14 protein-coding genes are annotated in these 14,513 nt (G+C 67.7%); 5 read left to right on the forward strand and 9 right to left on the reverse strand.

From position 1 onward, the window contains the following. Positions 1 to 26 precede the first annotated feature (26 nt). On the forward strand, positions 27 to 1,235 hold the full coding sequence (locus H5411_RS17630) for a PQQ-dependent sugar dehydrogenase (protein WP_183124358.1): 1,209 nt from the start codon (positions 27 to 29) through the stop codon (positions 1,233 to 1,235). A gap of 307 nt (positions 1,236 to 1,542) precedes the next feature. Here H5411_RS17630 and H5411_RS17635 read toward each other — a convergent pair whose 3' ends face one another. Genes H5411_RS17635 through gatC form a run of 4 tightly spaced genes read right to left on the reverse strand, consistent with a single transcriptional unit; the run spans position 1,543 to position 5,377 of the window. Further along, a complete protein-coding gene (locus H5411_RS17635; RefSeq protein WP_101435307.1) occupies positions 1,543 to 2,061 on the reverse strand; it encodes a hypothetical protein in 519 nt (172 codons plus the stop codon). Further along, positions 2,062 to 3,567 (reverse strand): Asp-tRNA(Asn)/Glu-tRNA(Gln) amidotransferase subunit GatB, encoded by a 1,506-nt coding sequence (gene gatB, locus H5411_RS17640; protein WP_183124353.1) that lies wholly within the window; start codon positions 3,565 to 3,567, stop codon positions 2,062 to 2,064. After that, positions 3,564 to 5,081, reverse strand: coding sequence for an Asp-tRNA(Asn)/Glu-tRNA(Gln) amidotransferase subunit GatA (gene gatA, locus H5411_RS17645; RefSeq protein ID WP_183124354.1), 1,518 nt, complete (start codon positions 5,079 to 5,081; stop codon positions 3,564 to 3,566). Before gatA ends, gatB begins: the two co-directional genes overlap by 4 nt. After that, on the reverse strand, positions 5,078 to 5,377 hold the full coding sequence (gene gatC / locus H5411_RS17650) for an Asp-tRNA(Asn)/Glu-tRNA(Gln) amidotransferase subunit GatC (protein WP_009073996.1): 300 nt from the start codon (positions 5,375 to 5,377) through the stop codon (positions 5,078 to 5,080). Before gatC ends, gatA begins: the two co-directional genes overlap by 4 nt. Before the next feature lie 221 nt (positions 5,378 to 5,598). On the opposite strand from gatC, the gene H5411_RS17655 reads away from it, so the two are divergent. Next, positions 5,599 to 6,252: an ACT domain-containing protein gene (locus H5411_RS17655; RefSeq protein ID WP_167441874.1), complete on the forward strand. Its 654-nt coding sequence runs from the start codon at positions 5,599 to 5,601 to the stop codon at positions 6,250 to 6,252. Between the two features lie 252 nt (positions 6,253 to 6,504). On the opposite strand, the gene H5411_RS17660 is transcribed toward H5411_RS17655, so the two are convergent. The 5 genes from H5411_RS17660 to H5411_RS17680 form a co-directional block, all read right to left on the reverse strand. Next, on the reverse strand, positions 6,505 to 6,906 hold the full coding sequence (locus H5411_RS17660; protein WP_101435311.1) for a PASTA domain-containing protein: 402 nt from the start codon (positions 6,904 to 6,906) through the stop codon (positions 6,505 to 6,507). A gap of 322 nt (positions 6,907 to 7,228) precedes the next feature. Then, entirely contained in the window at positions 7,229 to 7,723 is a 495-nt protein-coding gene (locus H5411_RS17665) for a GNAT family N-acetyltransferase (protein WP_101435312.1), read from the reverse strand. Next, entirely contained in the window at positions 7,716 to 9,875 is a 2,160-nt protein-coding gene (ligA, locus tag H5411_RS17670; RefSeq protein ID WP_101435313.1) for an NAD-dependent DNA ligase LigA, read from the reverse strand. Before ligA ends, H5411_RS17665 begins: the two co-directional genes overlap by 8 nt. A gap of 11 nt (positions 9,876 to 9,886) precedes the next feature. Further along, positions 9,887 to 10,597, reverse strand: a complete 711-nt coding sequence (locus tag H5411_RS17675) for a hypothetical protein (protein WP_101435314.1) — start codon at positions 10,595 to 10,597, stop codon at positions 9,887 to 9,889. A 73-nt stretch (positions 10,598 to 10,670) separates the two neighbouring features. Continuing rightward, positions 10,671 to 11,705 carry a methionine synthase gene (locus tag H5411_RS17680; RefSeq protein WP_101435315.1) on the reverse strand — a complete coding sequence of 345 codons (1,035 nt, stop codon included), beginning with the start codon at positions 11,703 to 11,705 and terminating at the stop codon, positions 10,671 to 10,673. A 26-nt stretch (positions 11,706 to 11,731) separates the two neighbouring features. On the opposite strand from H5411_RS17680, the gene H5411_RS17685 reads away from it, so the two are divergent. From H5411_RS17685 to H5411_RS17695, 3 genes are all read left to right on the forward strand, one after another. Continuing rightward, a complete protein-coding gene (locus tag H5411_RS17685) occupies positions 11,732 to 12,550 on the forward strand; it encodes a hypothetical protein (protein ID WP_246369030.1) in 819 nt (272 codons plus the stop codon). 104 nt (positions 12,551 to 12,654) lie between these two features. Beyond that, positions 12,655 to 13,698, forward strand: a complete 1,044-nt coding sequence (locus tag H5411_RS17690) for an MBL fold metallo-hydrolase (RefSeq protein ID WP_101435317.1) — start codon at positions 12,655 to 12,657, stop codon at positions 13,696 to 13,698. Positions 13,699 to 13,750: 52 nt separating this feature from the next. Then, positions 13,751 to 14,194, forward strand: a complete 444-nt coding sequence (locus H5411_RS17695; protein WP_376772171.1) for a GNAT family N-acetyltransferase — start codon at positions 13,751 to 13,753, stop codon at positions 14,192 to 14,194. Positions 14,195 to 14,513 lie beyond the last annotated feature (319 nt).

The following is a 14,513-nucleotide window of genomic DNA, read 5'->3' on the forward strand; positions in this document are numbered from 1 at the left end:
CGCCGCGCCGCCTACGCTGGGACATCATGCGTACCCGGTACCGGTGGTCGGCGCCGCTGGCCCTCCTCGCCTGCGGCGGCCTCGTGCTTTCCGGCTGCGCGCGGTTCGACGACACCGCCGCCGGCCAGACGTTCACCCCCGCGCCGGTGCCGAGCCCGGAATCTCCGCCACAGGTCCAGGAACACGGCGACAGCCCTGGCGGCGGTCCCCCGACCGGCCCCGCACAAGCTCCGCCCTCGCCAGTTCCGCCTCCGCAAGGCTGCAAGGACTTCGACAAGGCCGTCATCGCCACCTGCCTCGACACCGTCGCCGCCGTCGCCGGACTTCCCGGCGAGGGATCCGCGCCAGCCGCTCTCGCCGGTGAGCGGAAAACCGGGCGGGTCATGCTGGCCAGCTCCGGGCATGACGCGACGTCGTTCGCGCAACTGGACGTCCAAGCCGACGGCGACGGAGGCCTCACCAGCCTGGCGCTGTCGCCCAGCTACGTCGAGGATCAGCTGGTCTTCGCCTACGTGACCACGGCGTCGGACAACCGCGTCGTGCGATTCGCCAAGGGCCAGGCCCCGAAGCCTGTGCTGACCGGAATCCCGAAAGGCCCCACGGGCAACCGCGGCGCGCTGGCCAGCGACGGAAGCGGCGCACTGCTCGTCGCGACGGGCGACGCCGGCAACCCCGCCGCAGCCGCGGACCCGAATTCCCTGGCAGGCAAGGTTCTCCGCATCGATGTCTCCGGCAAACCGGCGAGTGGGAATCCCACGTCCGGGTCCGCCGTCTACGCCTCGGGCCTGCACTCCCCCGGCGGCATCTGCCGTTCGTCCGACGGGAAGCGCGCGTGGGTGACTGATCACCCGGCCAACGGCCCGGACGCCGTGTACCGCCTCCAGTCCGGACAGCCGCTCAACACCCCCGCGTGGACCTGGCAGGACAAGCCTTCCCTCGGGGGCTGCGTCGATTTCGTCGACGCGAACGGCATCCTCGGCATCGCGTCGTCGACCGGCCTGCAGAACGTGCCGGTCAACAAGGACGGAGCGGTCACCGGCAAGCCGACGGTCACCCTCGACGGCAAGAGCAAGGCCACCACGACGTACGGCCGGCTCTCCGCCATGAGCATGATCAACCCGCAACTGGCCGTCGCGGGAACCGTCAACAAGGACGGCGGCAAACCAGTCTCCAGCGACGACCGCGTGGTCCTCATCGTGGTAAGCGACACGGGCGGCGGTCCGGGCAAGGACTGACACCCGGTGTGCGCTGACTGAGCCCTTTCGGGGGCCCGAAAGGCCAGTTGACCTGCGGTTAGCCAGTTAGTGGCGACAGCTGATCCGTCATCGCGGCCGGTGACATTCAGCATCGCTCAACCTGGCCGTCCGGGGTTTCCCTGCCAGCAAAGTTCGCCACGAAACGGCGACACTCACCGACCCATCAACGGGAACCGCCCAACCGATGCCGCTGCGCCGTCACCGCCCGCACCACGACGAGGCCATCTCCCCTCGCCATCGAACGGCGAATCCGCCAGCAGCTCAGCCAGGAACCCGGCGTCGCCGTTCAGCGGCGACGACGCGAAGCCCGGCTCTCCGCCCGAGCCGCCCGGATGTCCACGATCGCCACCACGACCGATCCGACCGCGAACGCCATCCCCAGATACCGCCCGACCCCAGCCGAGATCGACACGCCCGCAGCGTCGAGGAAGGCACGCTGGTCACTGTCGAACACCCAGTCCAGCGTCGTCCAGCCGATCACCATCAGCAAAACCGTCGTCAGGCCACCCACCAGCCACAGCTGCGGCAGCCCGTTCACCCGTGCCTTGGTGACCTGCCCGAACAACACCACCGCAAGCCCCACCACGGCCAGCAGCAGCGGCGGACCCCAGGAAAAGAGGTCCGAATTCCACGCGGTACGCACGACGTCGCTATGCGGCAACGTCCGGAACGCGTCGCGGACGTCGGACGTCGCGGTATCCGCTGACAGCACTGTCCAGGGCAGGGCCGTCGACCCGACCGCGAGCAGCCCGGCCGCCAAGCCGAGCCACTCGCGCCAGGTGACGCGTCGAAGCGAGAAAGCCACTCAGGAACCGACGCGCTCGATGATCAACTCGCGCACCCGCTTGGCGTCGGCCTGGCCCTTGGTCGCCTTCATGACCGCGCCGACGATCGCGCCTGCCGCGGCGACCTTGCCGCCGCGGATCTTGTCGGCGATGTCCGGCTGGGCGGCCAGGGCTTCGTCGACAGCGGTGAGCAGCGCCGAATCGTCGGAGACGACCTTCAGACCGCGCTTCTCGACGACCTCGCGCGGCGAACCCTCGCCGGCGAGGACACCCTGTACGACCTCCTTGGCGAGCTTGTTCGTCAGCTCCCCGGAGGACACGAGCCCGATCACCTCGGCGACCTGCACCGGCGTGATCGCCAGTTCGGCCAGCTCGACCTCGCGCGCGTTCGCTTCCTGCGCGAGCGTGTTGACCCACCAGCCGCGTGCTTCGTCCGGCGTCGCACCAGCCTCGACTGTCGCCGCGACGAGCTCGACGGCACCGACGTTCAGCAGGTCGCGCAGCGCTTCGTCGGAGAGCTTCCACTCTTCCTGGATCCGCTTGCGCCGCTCCCACGGCATCTCCGGCAGCGTCGCGCGCAGTTCCTCGACCCACTCGCGCGACGGCGCGATCGGCACGAGGTCGGGCTCCGGGAAGTACCGGTAATCCTCCGCGGTTTCCTTGGCACGGCCGGACGACGTGGTGCCGTCAGCCTCCTGGAAGTGCCGCGTTTCCTGGCGGATCGACCCGCCTTCGGCGAGAATCGCCGCCTGACGCGTCATCTCGTACCGCACCGCGCGCTCGACACTGCGCAGCGAGTTGACGTTTTTCGTCTCAGTGCGCGTGCCGAATTCCGTCGCGTCCTTGGCCATCAACGACACGTTCGCGTCGCAGCGCAGAGAACCCTGGTCCATGCGAACGTCGGACACGTCAAGCGCGCGCAGCAGGTCGCGCAGCGCGGTGACGTACGCGCGGGCCACCTCGGGTGCGCGTTCGCCGGTGCCAGTGATCGGCTTGGTGACGATCTCGATCAGCGGCACGCCGGCGCGGTTGTAGTCGAGCAGCGAGTGCTCGGCACCGTGGATCCGGCCGGTCGCGCCGCCGATGTGCAACGACTTGCCGGTGTCCTCTTCCATGTGCGCGCGCTCGATCTCGACGCGCACGACCTCGCCGTCGTCCAGCGTCACGTCGAGGTAGCCGTCGAACGCGATCGGCTCGTCGTACTGCGACGTCTGGAAGTTCTTCGGCATGTCCGGGTAGAAGTAGTTCTTCCGGGCGAACCGGCACCACTCCGCGATCTGGCAGTTGAGCGCGAGACCGATCCGGATCGCGCCCTCGACCGCCTTGCCGTTCACGACCGGCAGCGAACCGGGCAGGCCGAGGCAGGTCGGGCACGTCTTGGTGTTCGGCTCGCCGCCGAACTCGTTGGCGCAGCCGCAGAACATCTTCGTGTTCGTGCTGAGCTCCACGTGGACCTCGAGCCCGAGCACGGGGTCGAACCGCTCGATGACCTCGGCGTAGTCCATCAACTCGGCCACGGCAGTCACTTCGTTCCTCCCAGCTCCGGAACCTGGTGCACGAGCGAGCCGCCGGCAGCGGCGTCGCGCGCGGCCTCGTACGCGGCGCCGACGCGGTACAGCCGGTCGTCGGCGAGCGCCGGGGCCATGATCTGCAGGCCGACCGGCAGCCCGTCCTCGTCGGACAATCCGCTCGGGACGCTCATGGCGGCGTTGCCCGCGAGGTTCGACGGGATGGTGCACAGGTCGGCGAGGTACATCGCCATCGGGTCGTCCACGCGCTCGCCGAGCTTGAACGCCGTCGTCGGCGTCGTCGGCGACACGAGTACGTCGACCTTCTCGAAGGCCTGCGTGAAGTCACGCGTGATGAGCGTGCGCACCTTCTGCGCGGAGCCGTAGTACGCGTCGTAGTAGCCCGACGAAAGCGCGTACGTGCCGAGCATGATGCGACGCTTCACTTCAGCGCCGAAGCCCTTCTCGCGGGTCAGCGACATGACTTCTTCGGCACTGTGCTCGCCGTCGTCCGAGACGCGCAGGCCGTATCGCATCGCGTCGAAGCGCGCGAGGTTCGACGACGCTTCGCTCGGCGCGATCAGGTAGTACGCAGGCAGCGCGTACGTGAAGTGCGGGCACGACACCTCGACCACTTCGGCGCCGAGAGCGCGAAGCTGCTCGACGGCGGCCTCGAACGACCGCAGCACGCCTGACTGGTAACCGTCGCCGCCGAACTCCTTCACGACGCCGACGCGTACGCCGGACAGGTCACCCTTCGCGCCTTCGCGCGCCGCAGCGACAACCGGCGGCACCGGTGCGTCGATGGACGTCGAGTCCATCGGGTCGTGGCCAGCGATCACTTCGTGCAGCAGTGCGGCGTCAAGCACCGTACGCGCGCACGGCCCGGCCTGGTCGAGCGACGACGAGAACGCCACGAGCCCGTACCGCGACACTCCGCCGTACGTCGGCTTCACGCCCACAGTGCCGGTGACAGCGCCGGGCTGACGGATCGAGCCGCCGGTGTCCGTACCGATCGCGAGAGCCGCCTCGAACGCCGAAATCGCCGCGGACGAGCCACCGCCCGAACCGCCCGGGATGCGCGCGTGGTCCCACGGGTTGTGCGTCGGCCCGTACGCCGAGTTCTCCGTGGAGGAGCCCATCGCGAACTCGTCCATGTTCGTCTTGCCGAGGATCACGACGCCGGCTTCGCGCAGCTTGCGCGTGACAGTCGCATCGTACGGCGGCAGCCACCCCTCGAGGGTGCGCGACCCGCAGGTCGTCGGCACGCCCTTCGTGGTCAGCACGTCCTTCAGCGCCAGCGGGACGCCCGCCAGCGGCGACGCCGGCTGCTCTCCCGCGGCCAGCTGCTCGTCGACCGCCTTGGCCGCGCCGAGCGCGCCTTCCGTGTCGACGTGCAGGAACGCGTGCACGTGGTCGTCCACCGCGGCGATGCGGTCCAGGTGCGCCTGCGCGACCTCGACCGCGGACACCTCGCGCGCGTGGATTTTCGCCGCCAGCTCGGCGGCAGTCAGCTTGACGAGTTCGCTCACTGTTCTTCTCCCAGGATCCGCGGCACCCGGAACCGGCCGTCCTCGGCGGCCGGCGCCGCGGCCAGCGCGTCCTGCTGTTCGAGGCTGGGCCGGACGGTGTCCTCGCGGAAGACGTTCGTCAGCGGCACGGCGTGCGAGGTCGGCGGGACGTCTTCCGCGGCGACTTCGCTGACCTTCGCCACCGAGTCCAGGATCTGGTCGAGCTGGCCGGCGAAAACGTCCAGCTCGTCGTCGGTCACGGCCAGCCTGGCCAGCCTGGCGAGGTGCGCGACCTCGTCTCGGGAAATGTTGGGCACGCGGGTGACTCCCGGGGTGTGCTGTGCGGGTGCTCTCGGAAGCTGCAAGTCTATGGTGACGGCGTCGGACGGTTCGACCGGGTTATCGGGCCGCGGGCGCCGGGCAGGGCGTCCCGCTTGCCGGACAGCGGGCCCCCGCGGGTACCCGGTCTGTCACAATCGGCGCCCGGCAAGCGCGTCCCACGACAGGGCTGGGACGCCTGAGGCGAGAGGGGCGCGTGGTGTCGTTCCTGATCCGGGTCCAGCTACCGGACTCCCCCGGCACGCTCGGCGCGGTCGCGACCGCGCTCGGCACGGTCGGGGCTGACATCCTGAGCGTGGACGTGGTGGAACGCGGCGGCGGGCTCGCGATCGACGACCTGGTGGTCGAACTCCCGTCGGGCCGGCTCCCGGACGCGCTGATCACCGCGGCCGAGAGCGTGGAAGGCGTCGAGGTCGACGCGGTGCGGCCGTACGCGGGCATCCTCGACACCCATCGCGAGCTCGAACTGGTCGAGGAGATCGCCGCGCAGCCGAAAGCCGGACTGGACTTGCTGGCCGAAGGTGTGCCGAAGATCATCCGCGCCGGGTGGGCGGTGATCGTCGAATATTCGGAATCGGGATCCCGGCGCTTGGCTTCGTCGAGTGCGGCGCCGGAGAACCCGTTCACGGACTTGCCCTGGCTGCCGCTGGAGCGCGCGACGGTCTTGGACGGCGAGGATTCGTGGGTCCCGGACACGTGGAAGGAACTCGGTACCGAGCTGGCCGCGACTCCGCTGGGCAAGCCGGGAAAGGCGATGCTGGTCGCGCGGCCGGGCGGGCCCAACTTCCGTGCCGCGGAGGTCGCCCGGCTGGCGCATTTCGCCGGGATTGTCGCGGTGGTTCTGGACGGGTGACCCCAGGTTTGGGTCAGCTGTCCTGACAGTTAGAGGGCGGCCGAGCTGAGCATCGGGCCGACCTCTCGGTTGCCGGTAATCGGCTAATCAGCCTGGCGAACGCCGTAGTCGCCAGCGGCCATGACTGGTCCACCGTTCTTTGCACCCGCCTCCAGCCGCCACCAGCGGTCCTCAAGTGCAGACAATCTCCCTCATGCAGGTGACTTTGCCCGTCATGGCGACCGGTTGCGCCGGCATGCCAGGCGTCGGTAATCAGCACTTGTCGGCATAGAGAGTCACGACCGTGCCAGCAGAAACCACGGTTCCGGGCTTGGGATCCTGCCCGGTCTGACACCAGTTCCGGTCGATGATCATCATCCGCTTCTTCCCGGACGAATCGACCTCGCGCAGGTTGTACAACCCAGCCGCCTGCATCGCGTCCTGTGCGTCCTGATGATTCATGCCGGACACGTCAGGGACCTTGACCGTCGCCGGCTGCGCAGCGCTGGCCGGCGCACTCACGGTCGCCGTCGCCGACTCGGTTGCCGTCGCGGTCACGGTCTCCGTCGCGACCGTCGTTGAGGTGCCACCGGGCTGTGGTGCTGCGTTGCACGCGACGGCAAGAAACGCGGCAACGCCAACGACCGGAACGGCAGTTTGAACGAACTTCGCCATGATCACGCTTCCTCGATCCGAGTCGGTACTTCACGCGTGACAACTTGAGTCGAAGCCAGACATCTAGCCGTTACAACCCATACACAGTTGAAGCTCGCCAAACAGACGCACCCCGCACAACCGTCCACCACCGACGGGCCTGACCGCCTCACACTCGGCCCGACGCTCACCGCCAGGCCCCTAAGCGCCCCATCAGTGCCCGGCGGGAGCCGGGACGAGATCCGCCGAACCGTCGCCGTTCAACGGCGAATACCGGAGGCGAACCCCGCCCAACGCTTTCGCCAAAAAACGGCAAAAGCCGCCGACCTGCAAGAATGGGGCGTCAGAAGCCGTATTCGTAGGCGATCAGGTTGACCCCCGGATGCGGATGCCAATCCCGCCCCGGCAAGCGCCGGAACCCGAGCCGCTCGTAGAGCCGGTGCGCCTTCCGCATCACGTCGAGGCTGCTCAGCACGACCCGCTCGACGCCGAGTTCCCGGCCACGGTCCAGCACTGCCTGGGTAAGCGCCTCGCCGACCCCTCGCCCGCGCGCCGCCTCCGCGACCGCCAACATGCGGAACTCCAACTCCCCCGGCTGGGAAATCTCGGACAGCTCGCTCCCCGGCTGAACGATCGCGACCGACCCCACGACCTGACCGTCCGGATCGACCGCGACCAGCAACTCGGCGTGCTCCGCCCGCCCCGAGACGTCACGAAGCTTCGCCTCGTACGCGGCATCAGTCTCGAAGAACCCCTCGATCCGGTAAGCCTCGACGGTCACCTCGCCAACCGCGTCGAACTCCTCGCGCCGCGCCGGCCGGATCTCCACCTCACTCATCGCCGCCCTCAGCTTCCTCGTCCGCACCGGTGTCGAGCGCCAGTTCCGCAGCCGCTTCCGGTCCGCGCTCCAGCAACGCGCGGAACCCGTTCTCGTCTAGCACCGGCACTTTCAACTGCACAGCCTTGTCGTACTTCGAGCCCGGCGAGTCGCCCACCACGACGAACGCCGTCTTCTTCGACACAGATCCCGCCGCCTTGCCACCGCGCGCCATGATGACTTCTTTCGCTTCATCACGGGAAAATCCTTCAAGGGAACCAGTCACGACGATCGACAGGCCTTCCAGGTTCCGCGGGATGGACTCGTCGCGCTCCTCCTCCATCCGCACCCCGGACCGTCGCCATTTTTCGACGATTTCCCGGTGCCAGTCGACCTCGAACCATTCCTGCACGGCGTGCGCGATGGTCGGCCCGACGCCGTCGACGTTCGCGAGTTCCTCCTCGCTCGCGTCCTCGATCCGTTGCAGCGAACCGAATTCCCGCGCGAGCGCCTGCGCCGCGGTCGGCCCGACATGCCGGATCGACAGGGCGACGATCACTTTCCACAGCGGACGGTCCTTCGCCGAGTCGAGGTTCGCCAGAAGCTTCCGCGCGTTCGCCGACAGGTCGCCCGCCTTGGTGCGGAACAACTCCACTTCGGCGAGCGACTCCTCGTTGAGGTCGAACACGTCGCCCTCGTCAGCGACCACCCTGGCGTCGAGCAGCGCGACCGCCGCCTCGTACCCGAGCACCTCGATGTCGAACGCACCGCGCCCGGCCAGGTGGAACAGCCGTTCCCGCAGCTGCGCGGGACAGAAGCGGGTGTTCGGACAGCGGATGTCCTTGTCGCCTTCCTTTTGGTAGGCGAGTTCCGTGCCGCATTCCGGACATTCGGTGGGCATCACGAATTCGCGCTCGTCGCCGGTCCGCGAGTCGACGACGGGACCGAGCACCTCGGGGATCACGTCGCCGGCCTTGCGGATGACGATCCGATCGCCGATCAGCACGCCTTTGCGCTTGACCTCTTCCTGGTTGTGCAGGGTCGCCCGCGCGACCGTCGAGCCCGCGACCTTGACCGGCTCGGTGACGGCGAACGGCGTGACCCGTCCCGTGCGGCCCACTCCGACCTGGATGTCGAGCAGCGTCGTGATCGCTTCTTCCGGCGGGTACTTGTATGCGATCGCCCACCGCGGCGCGCGCGAGGTGGTGCCGAGGCGTCGCTGCAAGGCGACCTGGTCGACCTTGATCACAACGCCGTCGATCTCGTGCTCGGCGTCGTGCCGATGTTCACCCCAGTAGGCGATGTGATCGGTGAGTTCCTTGCCGGTCCGCAGCACTCGCGTATGCGGCGACACCGGCAATCCCCAGGCCGCCAGGGCGTCGTAGGCATGCGACTGCGTGACCGGCTCGAAGCCGTCGCGCTTGCCGAGGCCGTGGCAGATCAGCCGCAGCCGGCGTTCCCTGGTGATTTTCGGGTCCTTCTGCCGCAGCGACCCGGCAGCTGTGTTGCGCGGATTCGCGTACGGCGGCTTGCCCGCCTCGACCATCTTCGCGTTGAGCTCGAGGAAGTCCTCGACGCGGAAGTAGACCTCGCCGCGCACCTCGACAAGCTTCGGAACCGGGAACTCGTCGGTGCCGGTGAGCTGGTCGGGCACCTGGTCGAGGGTCCGGATGTTGAGCGTGACGTCCTCACCCGTACGCCCGTCGCCGCGGGTGAGCCCCCTCGTGAGCTTGCCGTTTTCGTAGAGCAGGTTGATAGCCAGGCCGTCGATCTTCAGTTCGGCCAGGTACTCCGCGGACCCGATTTCCTTCTCGACGCGCTCGACCCAGGCGAGAAACTCGTCGGTGTCGAACACGTTGTCCAGGCTCAGCATGCGCTCGAGATGGTCGTGCGCGGTGAACTCGGTGGAGAACGTCCCGCCGACGTTCTGGGTCGGCGAATCCGGCGTGACCAGCGCCGGGTACTCGTCCTCGATCTGCTGGAGGTCGCTGAGGAGCGCGTCGAACTGGCCGTCGGAGATGATCGGCGAATCCAGCACGTAGTACCGGAACTGATGGCCGCGGATCTCCTCGGCGAGCGCGCCGTGCCGCTCGCGCACGTCGGCCGGTACGTCGGTCACGTCCTGGGCGGCCTCCACGGCCACCTCGTCTGGGGGAAGGTCGGTGCTGCTCACAGATGGTGAGCCTAGCCGGAGGCACCGACACTTTCGTCCGGTTGCTCCGTCAGCCCGCGGACCAGCTCTCGGAACTCCAGCAGATCGATCGTGCCCTCGGGCGCGGCCTCGGCGGTCTCGACCCGGCGCAGCCGCTCGGCGGCCAGACGCTCGCCCAGCGTCGCGTCGAGCGGCAGGAACGTCATCGTGGTGCGCGAATCCTCGTCCAGATCCGCGAACGCGGGATGGTGGACCGCGACGTCAACCACGCCGTCGTCCACCTGCGCCACAACCCGGACGTCAGCCAGGGAGATCCGATGCTCGCCCAGGTTCACCGTCACCTCGGTCGGATCCGGGACCGGAGGGACGGAATCGTGGTACTCCCAGATCGCGTCGTCTGGCGGTCCAGCCGCTTTCCACGCGTCCGTGTACGGGCGCAGCTCCGGGTCTTCCTGCCCGCTGACGACCAAGGCGTAGATGGCGGTCCGACCGCGTTCGAGCGAGAAGTGCAACCGCGGGTGCAGCGACTCGACGAGCACGCACAGGTCATGCTCGACGCGATGCGGCTCGCCTTCGCCCAGCGCAGCACTGACCTCGGGCAGGAGGTCATACCACCCTTCCCAGAACGCAGCGGCCGCAGCGGCCGCGTCGGACGGCACCTGCTGCTCAGGCCATGGCGTACGGGGATCTGGCGGCGCGGCTTCGGTATCTGCTTCCGAGCGGCGACGACGGAACAAGCGCATGATTCGGAATTTCCCCCGGTTGTTTCACTTCATCAGCCACGGTACTCGTCACAACAGCCGCACGTCCGCGGAATCACCAGTTCTCGGGTGGCTCCACGAACGCTTTGCCCAGGTCGCGACTAAGAGCGAGTGCGCGGCGCATCCACTCGTTCGTGGCACCGGCAAGACCACAGGCAGGCGTCGGAACAGCCCGCTCGGCCAGGATCGACCGATTGAACCCCAGCCGGTCCACGAGCCTGAGCGCCGGAGACGCGACCTCCTTCAGGCCCGGAGCTGTCACCGGGTCAGTGGCCGGCACGAGGCCCAAGAAGAACGAAATGCCGCTGTCCCAGGCCTCGCCGATCTCGTCCAGAAGCTCGGCGGACGCCCCGGCGAGCATGCTGATGTCGAACGCGACAGCCCCGGCGCCCGCCGCACGGAAGAGCGCGATCGGCGGCCGCGGAGCGCAGCAGTGGACGATGACCGGCTGACCGGTCATCGCGCCGATTCGTTCGATTGTCGTCGCAAGCAGCTCCCGAACCTCGGGCTCAGGCACTGCCGGGACGTTGCCGTATCCCGACGGAGTAGACAGACTTCCCGCGAGAACAGCGGGTAACGACGGCTCGTCGAGTTGCACGACGACCGGCGCGTCAGTCCTCGAAGTCAGCTCCGCGACATGCTGAGAAAGCCCGTCGAGCAGCGACGAGGTGAAGTCCCGCAAGGCCCCGCGGTCGGTGAGCACCCGATGTCCGCGGGCAAGCTCGATGCCCGCGCCGAGCGTCCAGGGTCCCGCGATCTGGGTCTTGAGGACCGTTGGCGCGCCAGTGTTCTCTCGGGCGGCTTGGACCGCGTCTAGGTCCCATTGGAGCAGGTCACGACCGCGACGATGGTCATGACCGGGCCGCCCGGCGACGCGGTAACCGCTGGGGACGACCTCGATCGCGAGGTCCACAAGCAACGCCGCGGTCCGGCCGACCATATCGGCACCCACGCCGCGCGCCGGCAATTCGGGCACATACGGGAAGCCGGGAAGCTCTCCGAACACCACGGCAGCGGCCTCGACGGGATCAGTCCCCGGCATAGACCCGATTCCCGTCGCCGCGCCCGCAGGCCAAGGTCGTTCACTCACAGGCCGGATTGTCGCGGAACCGGCGGGTGCCGTCTGCACCGCCCCTGCGGACAAGCTTCACCCGACCGCGCGGCAATAGCCGGACATTCGCCGCATATCCCTTTGCCCGCACCGAATTCGCGGTCACCGCGTTAGTCTGGATCGTCATGACCAGCTCCGCCCCGCCACCGCCCGGCAAAACACCCGGTGACGCATCCGCCCGGGAGCCGCGGCGGGGCAGCATGCCCGGAACACCGGGCCGCCGGGCCTCAAGCCGCTCCTTTGAGCGGACTCTCTTCACTGAGCCCGTCCTTTACGTCAGCCGGGAGGCGAAGCCGACCACCGCTGGCCAGGAGTACGGCGTGTTCGACCGCCACGGCATACAGATCGGCGGAGTTGCCGTCACAACGCCCAGTCTTCTGCGCAAGGTCATTCAGCTTCTGTGGAAATCCGACCAGTACGTCAGCCGCAGGTTCGAGGTCCACGACGCGAACCAGAGCATTGTCCTCAAGGTCGAGAAGCCATCGAAGGACCCGCTGGCCCGCTTCGTGGTCACCCGCGCGGACGGCACTCCGATCGGCGAAATCATCCCGACCGACGCCGGCCGCGTCCGTTTCACCCTGCGTGCCGAAGGCAAGACGATCGCGACCGTCGTCGCCAGCGGCCGGCAACGATGGGAAGTCACGGTCGAGGATCCGGTCGGCACCGAGGTCGCCCACGTCGGACCCCCATCGCCGGACCTTTCGCCGATCAGCGGCAACACCTGTCTCGTCGAAATCCCGCTGCAGGTCCCCGAGCCCCTGGCCAGCATGCTCGTCGCGACAACGTTGACTATCGACATCGCACTCACCGCGCAACGCGGCTGATCACGTGACCGGTGTCTCAGCCCCGCCAGGTGGACAGCGACCGGAATACGGCCCAATGTAAGGAAAGTCCGGGACGCCGAGGTCCCGCCTGGACGGAGGTCGCCGTGGAGCCGTTGCCCGAAGGCAGTAACCCGAACTGGGCCGATCCCGGGGTCTACGAAGTGGCCGCGGGCGTCTACCGGATCCCCTTGCCGTTGCCGAACGACGGGCTGCGTGCGGTCAACGTCTATGCCGTCACCGACGGCACGAATCTCGTGCTCGTCGACTCCGGGTGGTCCCTCACCGAATCTCGCCAGTTGCTGGCCGACGCGCTCAAGGCGATCAATGCAGAACTCGGCGATGTCCGCGAGTTCCTCATCACCCACGTCCACCGCGACCATTACACGCAGGCAGTGGCGCTTCGACGCGAATTCGGCAACCGGATCGCCCTAGGCAAGCTCGAGCAGCCTTCACTCGACGCGAGCGCCAACCCGAACCAGTTCCCCATGCAAGCCCAGCTCGACCTCCTTCGCCTCAGCGGCGGGCAAGAGGTCATCACCGCGCTCAGCAAGCTATTCGGTTCGGAGCCTCGCCACACCGAGGCGAATCTTTGGGAAGAGCCGGACGAATGGCTGACGCCTGGCAGACGAGCAGTGCTGCCCGAGCGCGAGTTCGATGTGGTCCACACCCCAGGACATACCAACGGCCACGTGGTTTTCGTCGACGGCGCGGCCGACCTGTTGTTCTCCGGCGACCACGTGCTTCCGCACATCACTCCGTCGATCGGCTTCCAACCGGTTCCGGCTGAGTTACCGCTGAACGACTATCTCGACTCCCTCCGTCTGGTTCGCGGCATGCCGGACAGGCGCATGTTGCCGGCTCACGGCCCAGTCACCGACAGCGTGCATGCCCGCATCGACGAACTTCTCGAACACCACCGGCAACGCCTCGAAACGATGGCGGCCCAGATCGAAGCCGGAGCAAGCACCGCTTTCGAAGCTGCCAACCGCCTCGGCTGGACCCGCCGCGGCCGCAAACTGTCCGAAATGGACGCGTTCAATCAGATGCTCGCTGTCCTGGAGACAGGAGCGCACCTGGATCTGCTGGTAGCGCAGAACAAGCTCGCAGCCGAAGACGTCGACGGCATTCGCCGCTACAAGGCCACGTAGCAGCCAACTGTCCGGCACTTGCTCGATGGCATACTGATCCGCCGTGCCTCCTATCACTGTGCGACGAGCTCGCGCTGACGACGTCGAAGCAATCGTCCAGATGCTCGCGGACGACCAGCTGGGCGCAACCCGCGACTCGCCGGCCGACCTGGAGCCCTACCTGCGAGCGTTCAAAGCCATTGAGGCAGACCCAAATCAGCTGCTGGTCGTCGCAACGTCGAATGACCGACCGGTAGCCACGCTTCAGCTGACGATCATCCCCGGCCTCGCACGGCGCGGGGCACTTCGCGGGCAAATCGAAGCTGTGCGCGTACACCGCGATCACCGTGGCTCAGGCATTGGCGCACAACTTGTGCAGTGGGCCATCGACGAATCGCGGCGACGCGGCTGCAACCTAGTCCAGCTCACGTCGGATACATCGAGGACTGCAGCGCACCGCTTCTACGAACGGTTGGGCTTCGTCGCGAGTCACACGGGTTTCAAGCTGCATCTCTGATCACCTCCTCCGCGCAGCTTCAGTCGTCATGCACTCGATCGCCCGGCTTTCACCGTGCCAGAGCTGTCACGCAAAAGCCAAGCGATTGCACGATGGGTCCCTGCGCGCAATTTAGCTGACTGTGCTCGAATCGATGCGTATCGTGACGATCATGAGCAAGTCGACCTCTCCGGCGGAGCACGCCGGACAGACCAACAACACCACCGAAACGGCAGATCTCGCTTTCCTGCTTCGCGCCATGCACGCGAACCTCAGCCTTTTCGATCGCCTGCAACCAGATCAGCTGATGGCGGCGGTGAAGGACGCGAACCGCCAGATT

The organism is Amycolatopsis echigonensis (assembly GCF_014174495.1).
Taxonomy (GTDB): domain Bacteria; phylum Actinomycetota; class Actinomycetes; order Mycobacteriales; family Pseudonocardiaceae; genus Amycolatopsis; species Amycolatopsis echigonensis.

Coding starts and splice junctions, on each gene's coding strand:
- H5411_RS17660 (WP_101435311.1), bottom strand. CDS start 6,906: ATGGCGAAGTTCGTTCAAACTGCCGTTCCGGTCGTTGGCGTTGCCGCG.
- H5411_RS17665 (WP_101435312.1), bottom strand. CDS start 7,723: ATGAGTGAGGTGGAGATCCGGCCGGCGCGGCGCGAGGAGTTCGACGCG.
- H5411_RS17630 (WP_183124358.1), top strand. CDS start 27: ATGCGTACCCGGTACCGGTGGTCGGCGCCGCTGGCCCTCCTCGCCTGC.
- H5411_RS17675 (WP_101435314.1), bottom strand. CDS start 10,597: ATGCGCTTGTTCCGTCGTCGCCGCTCGGAAGCAGATACCGAAGCCGCG.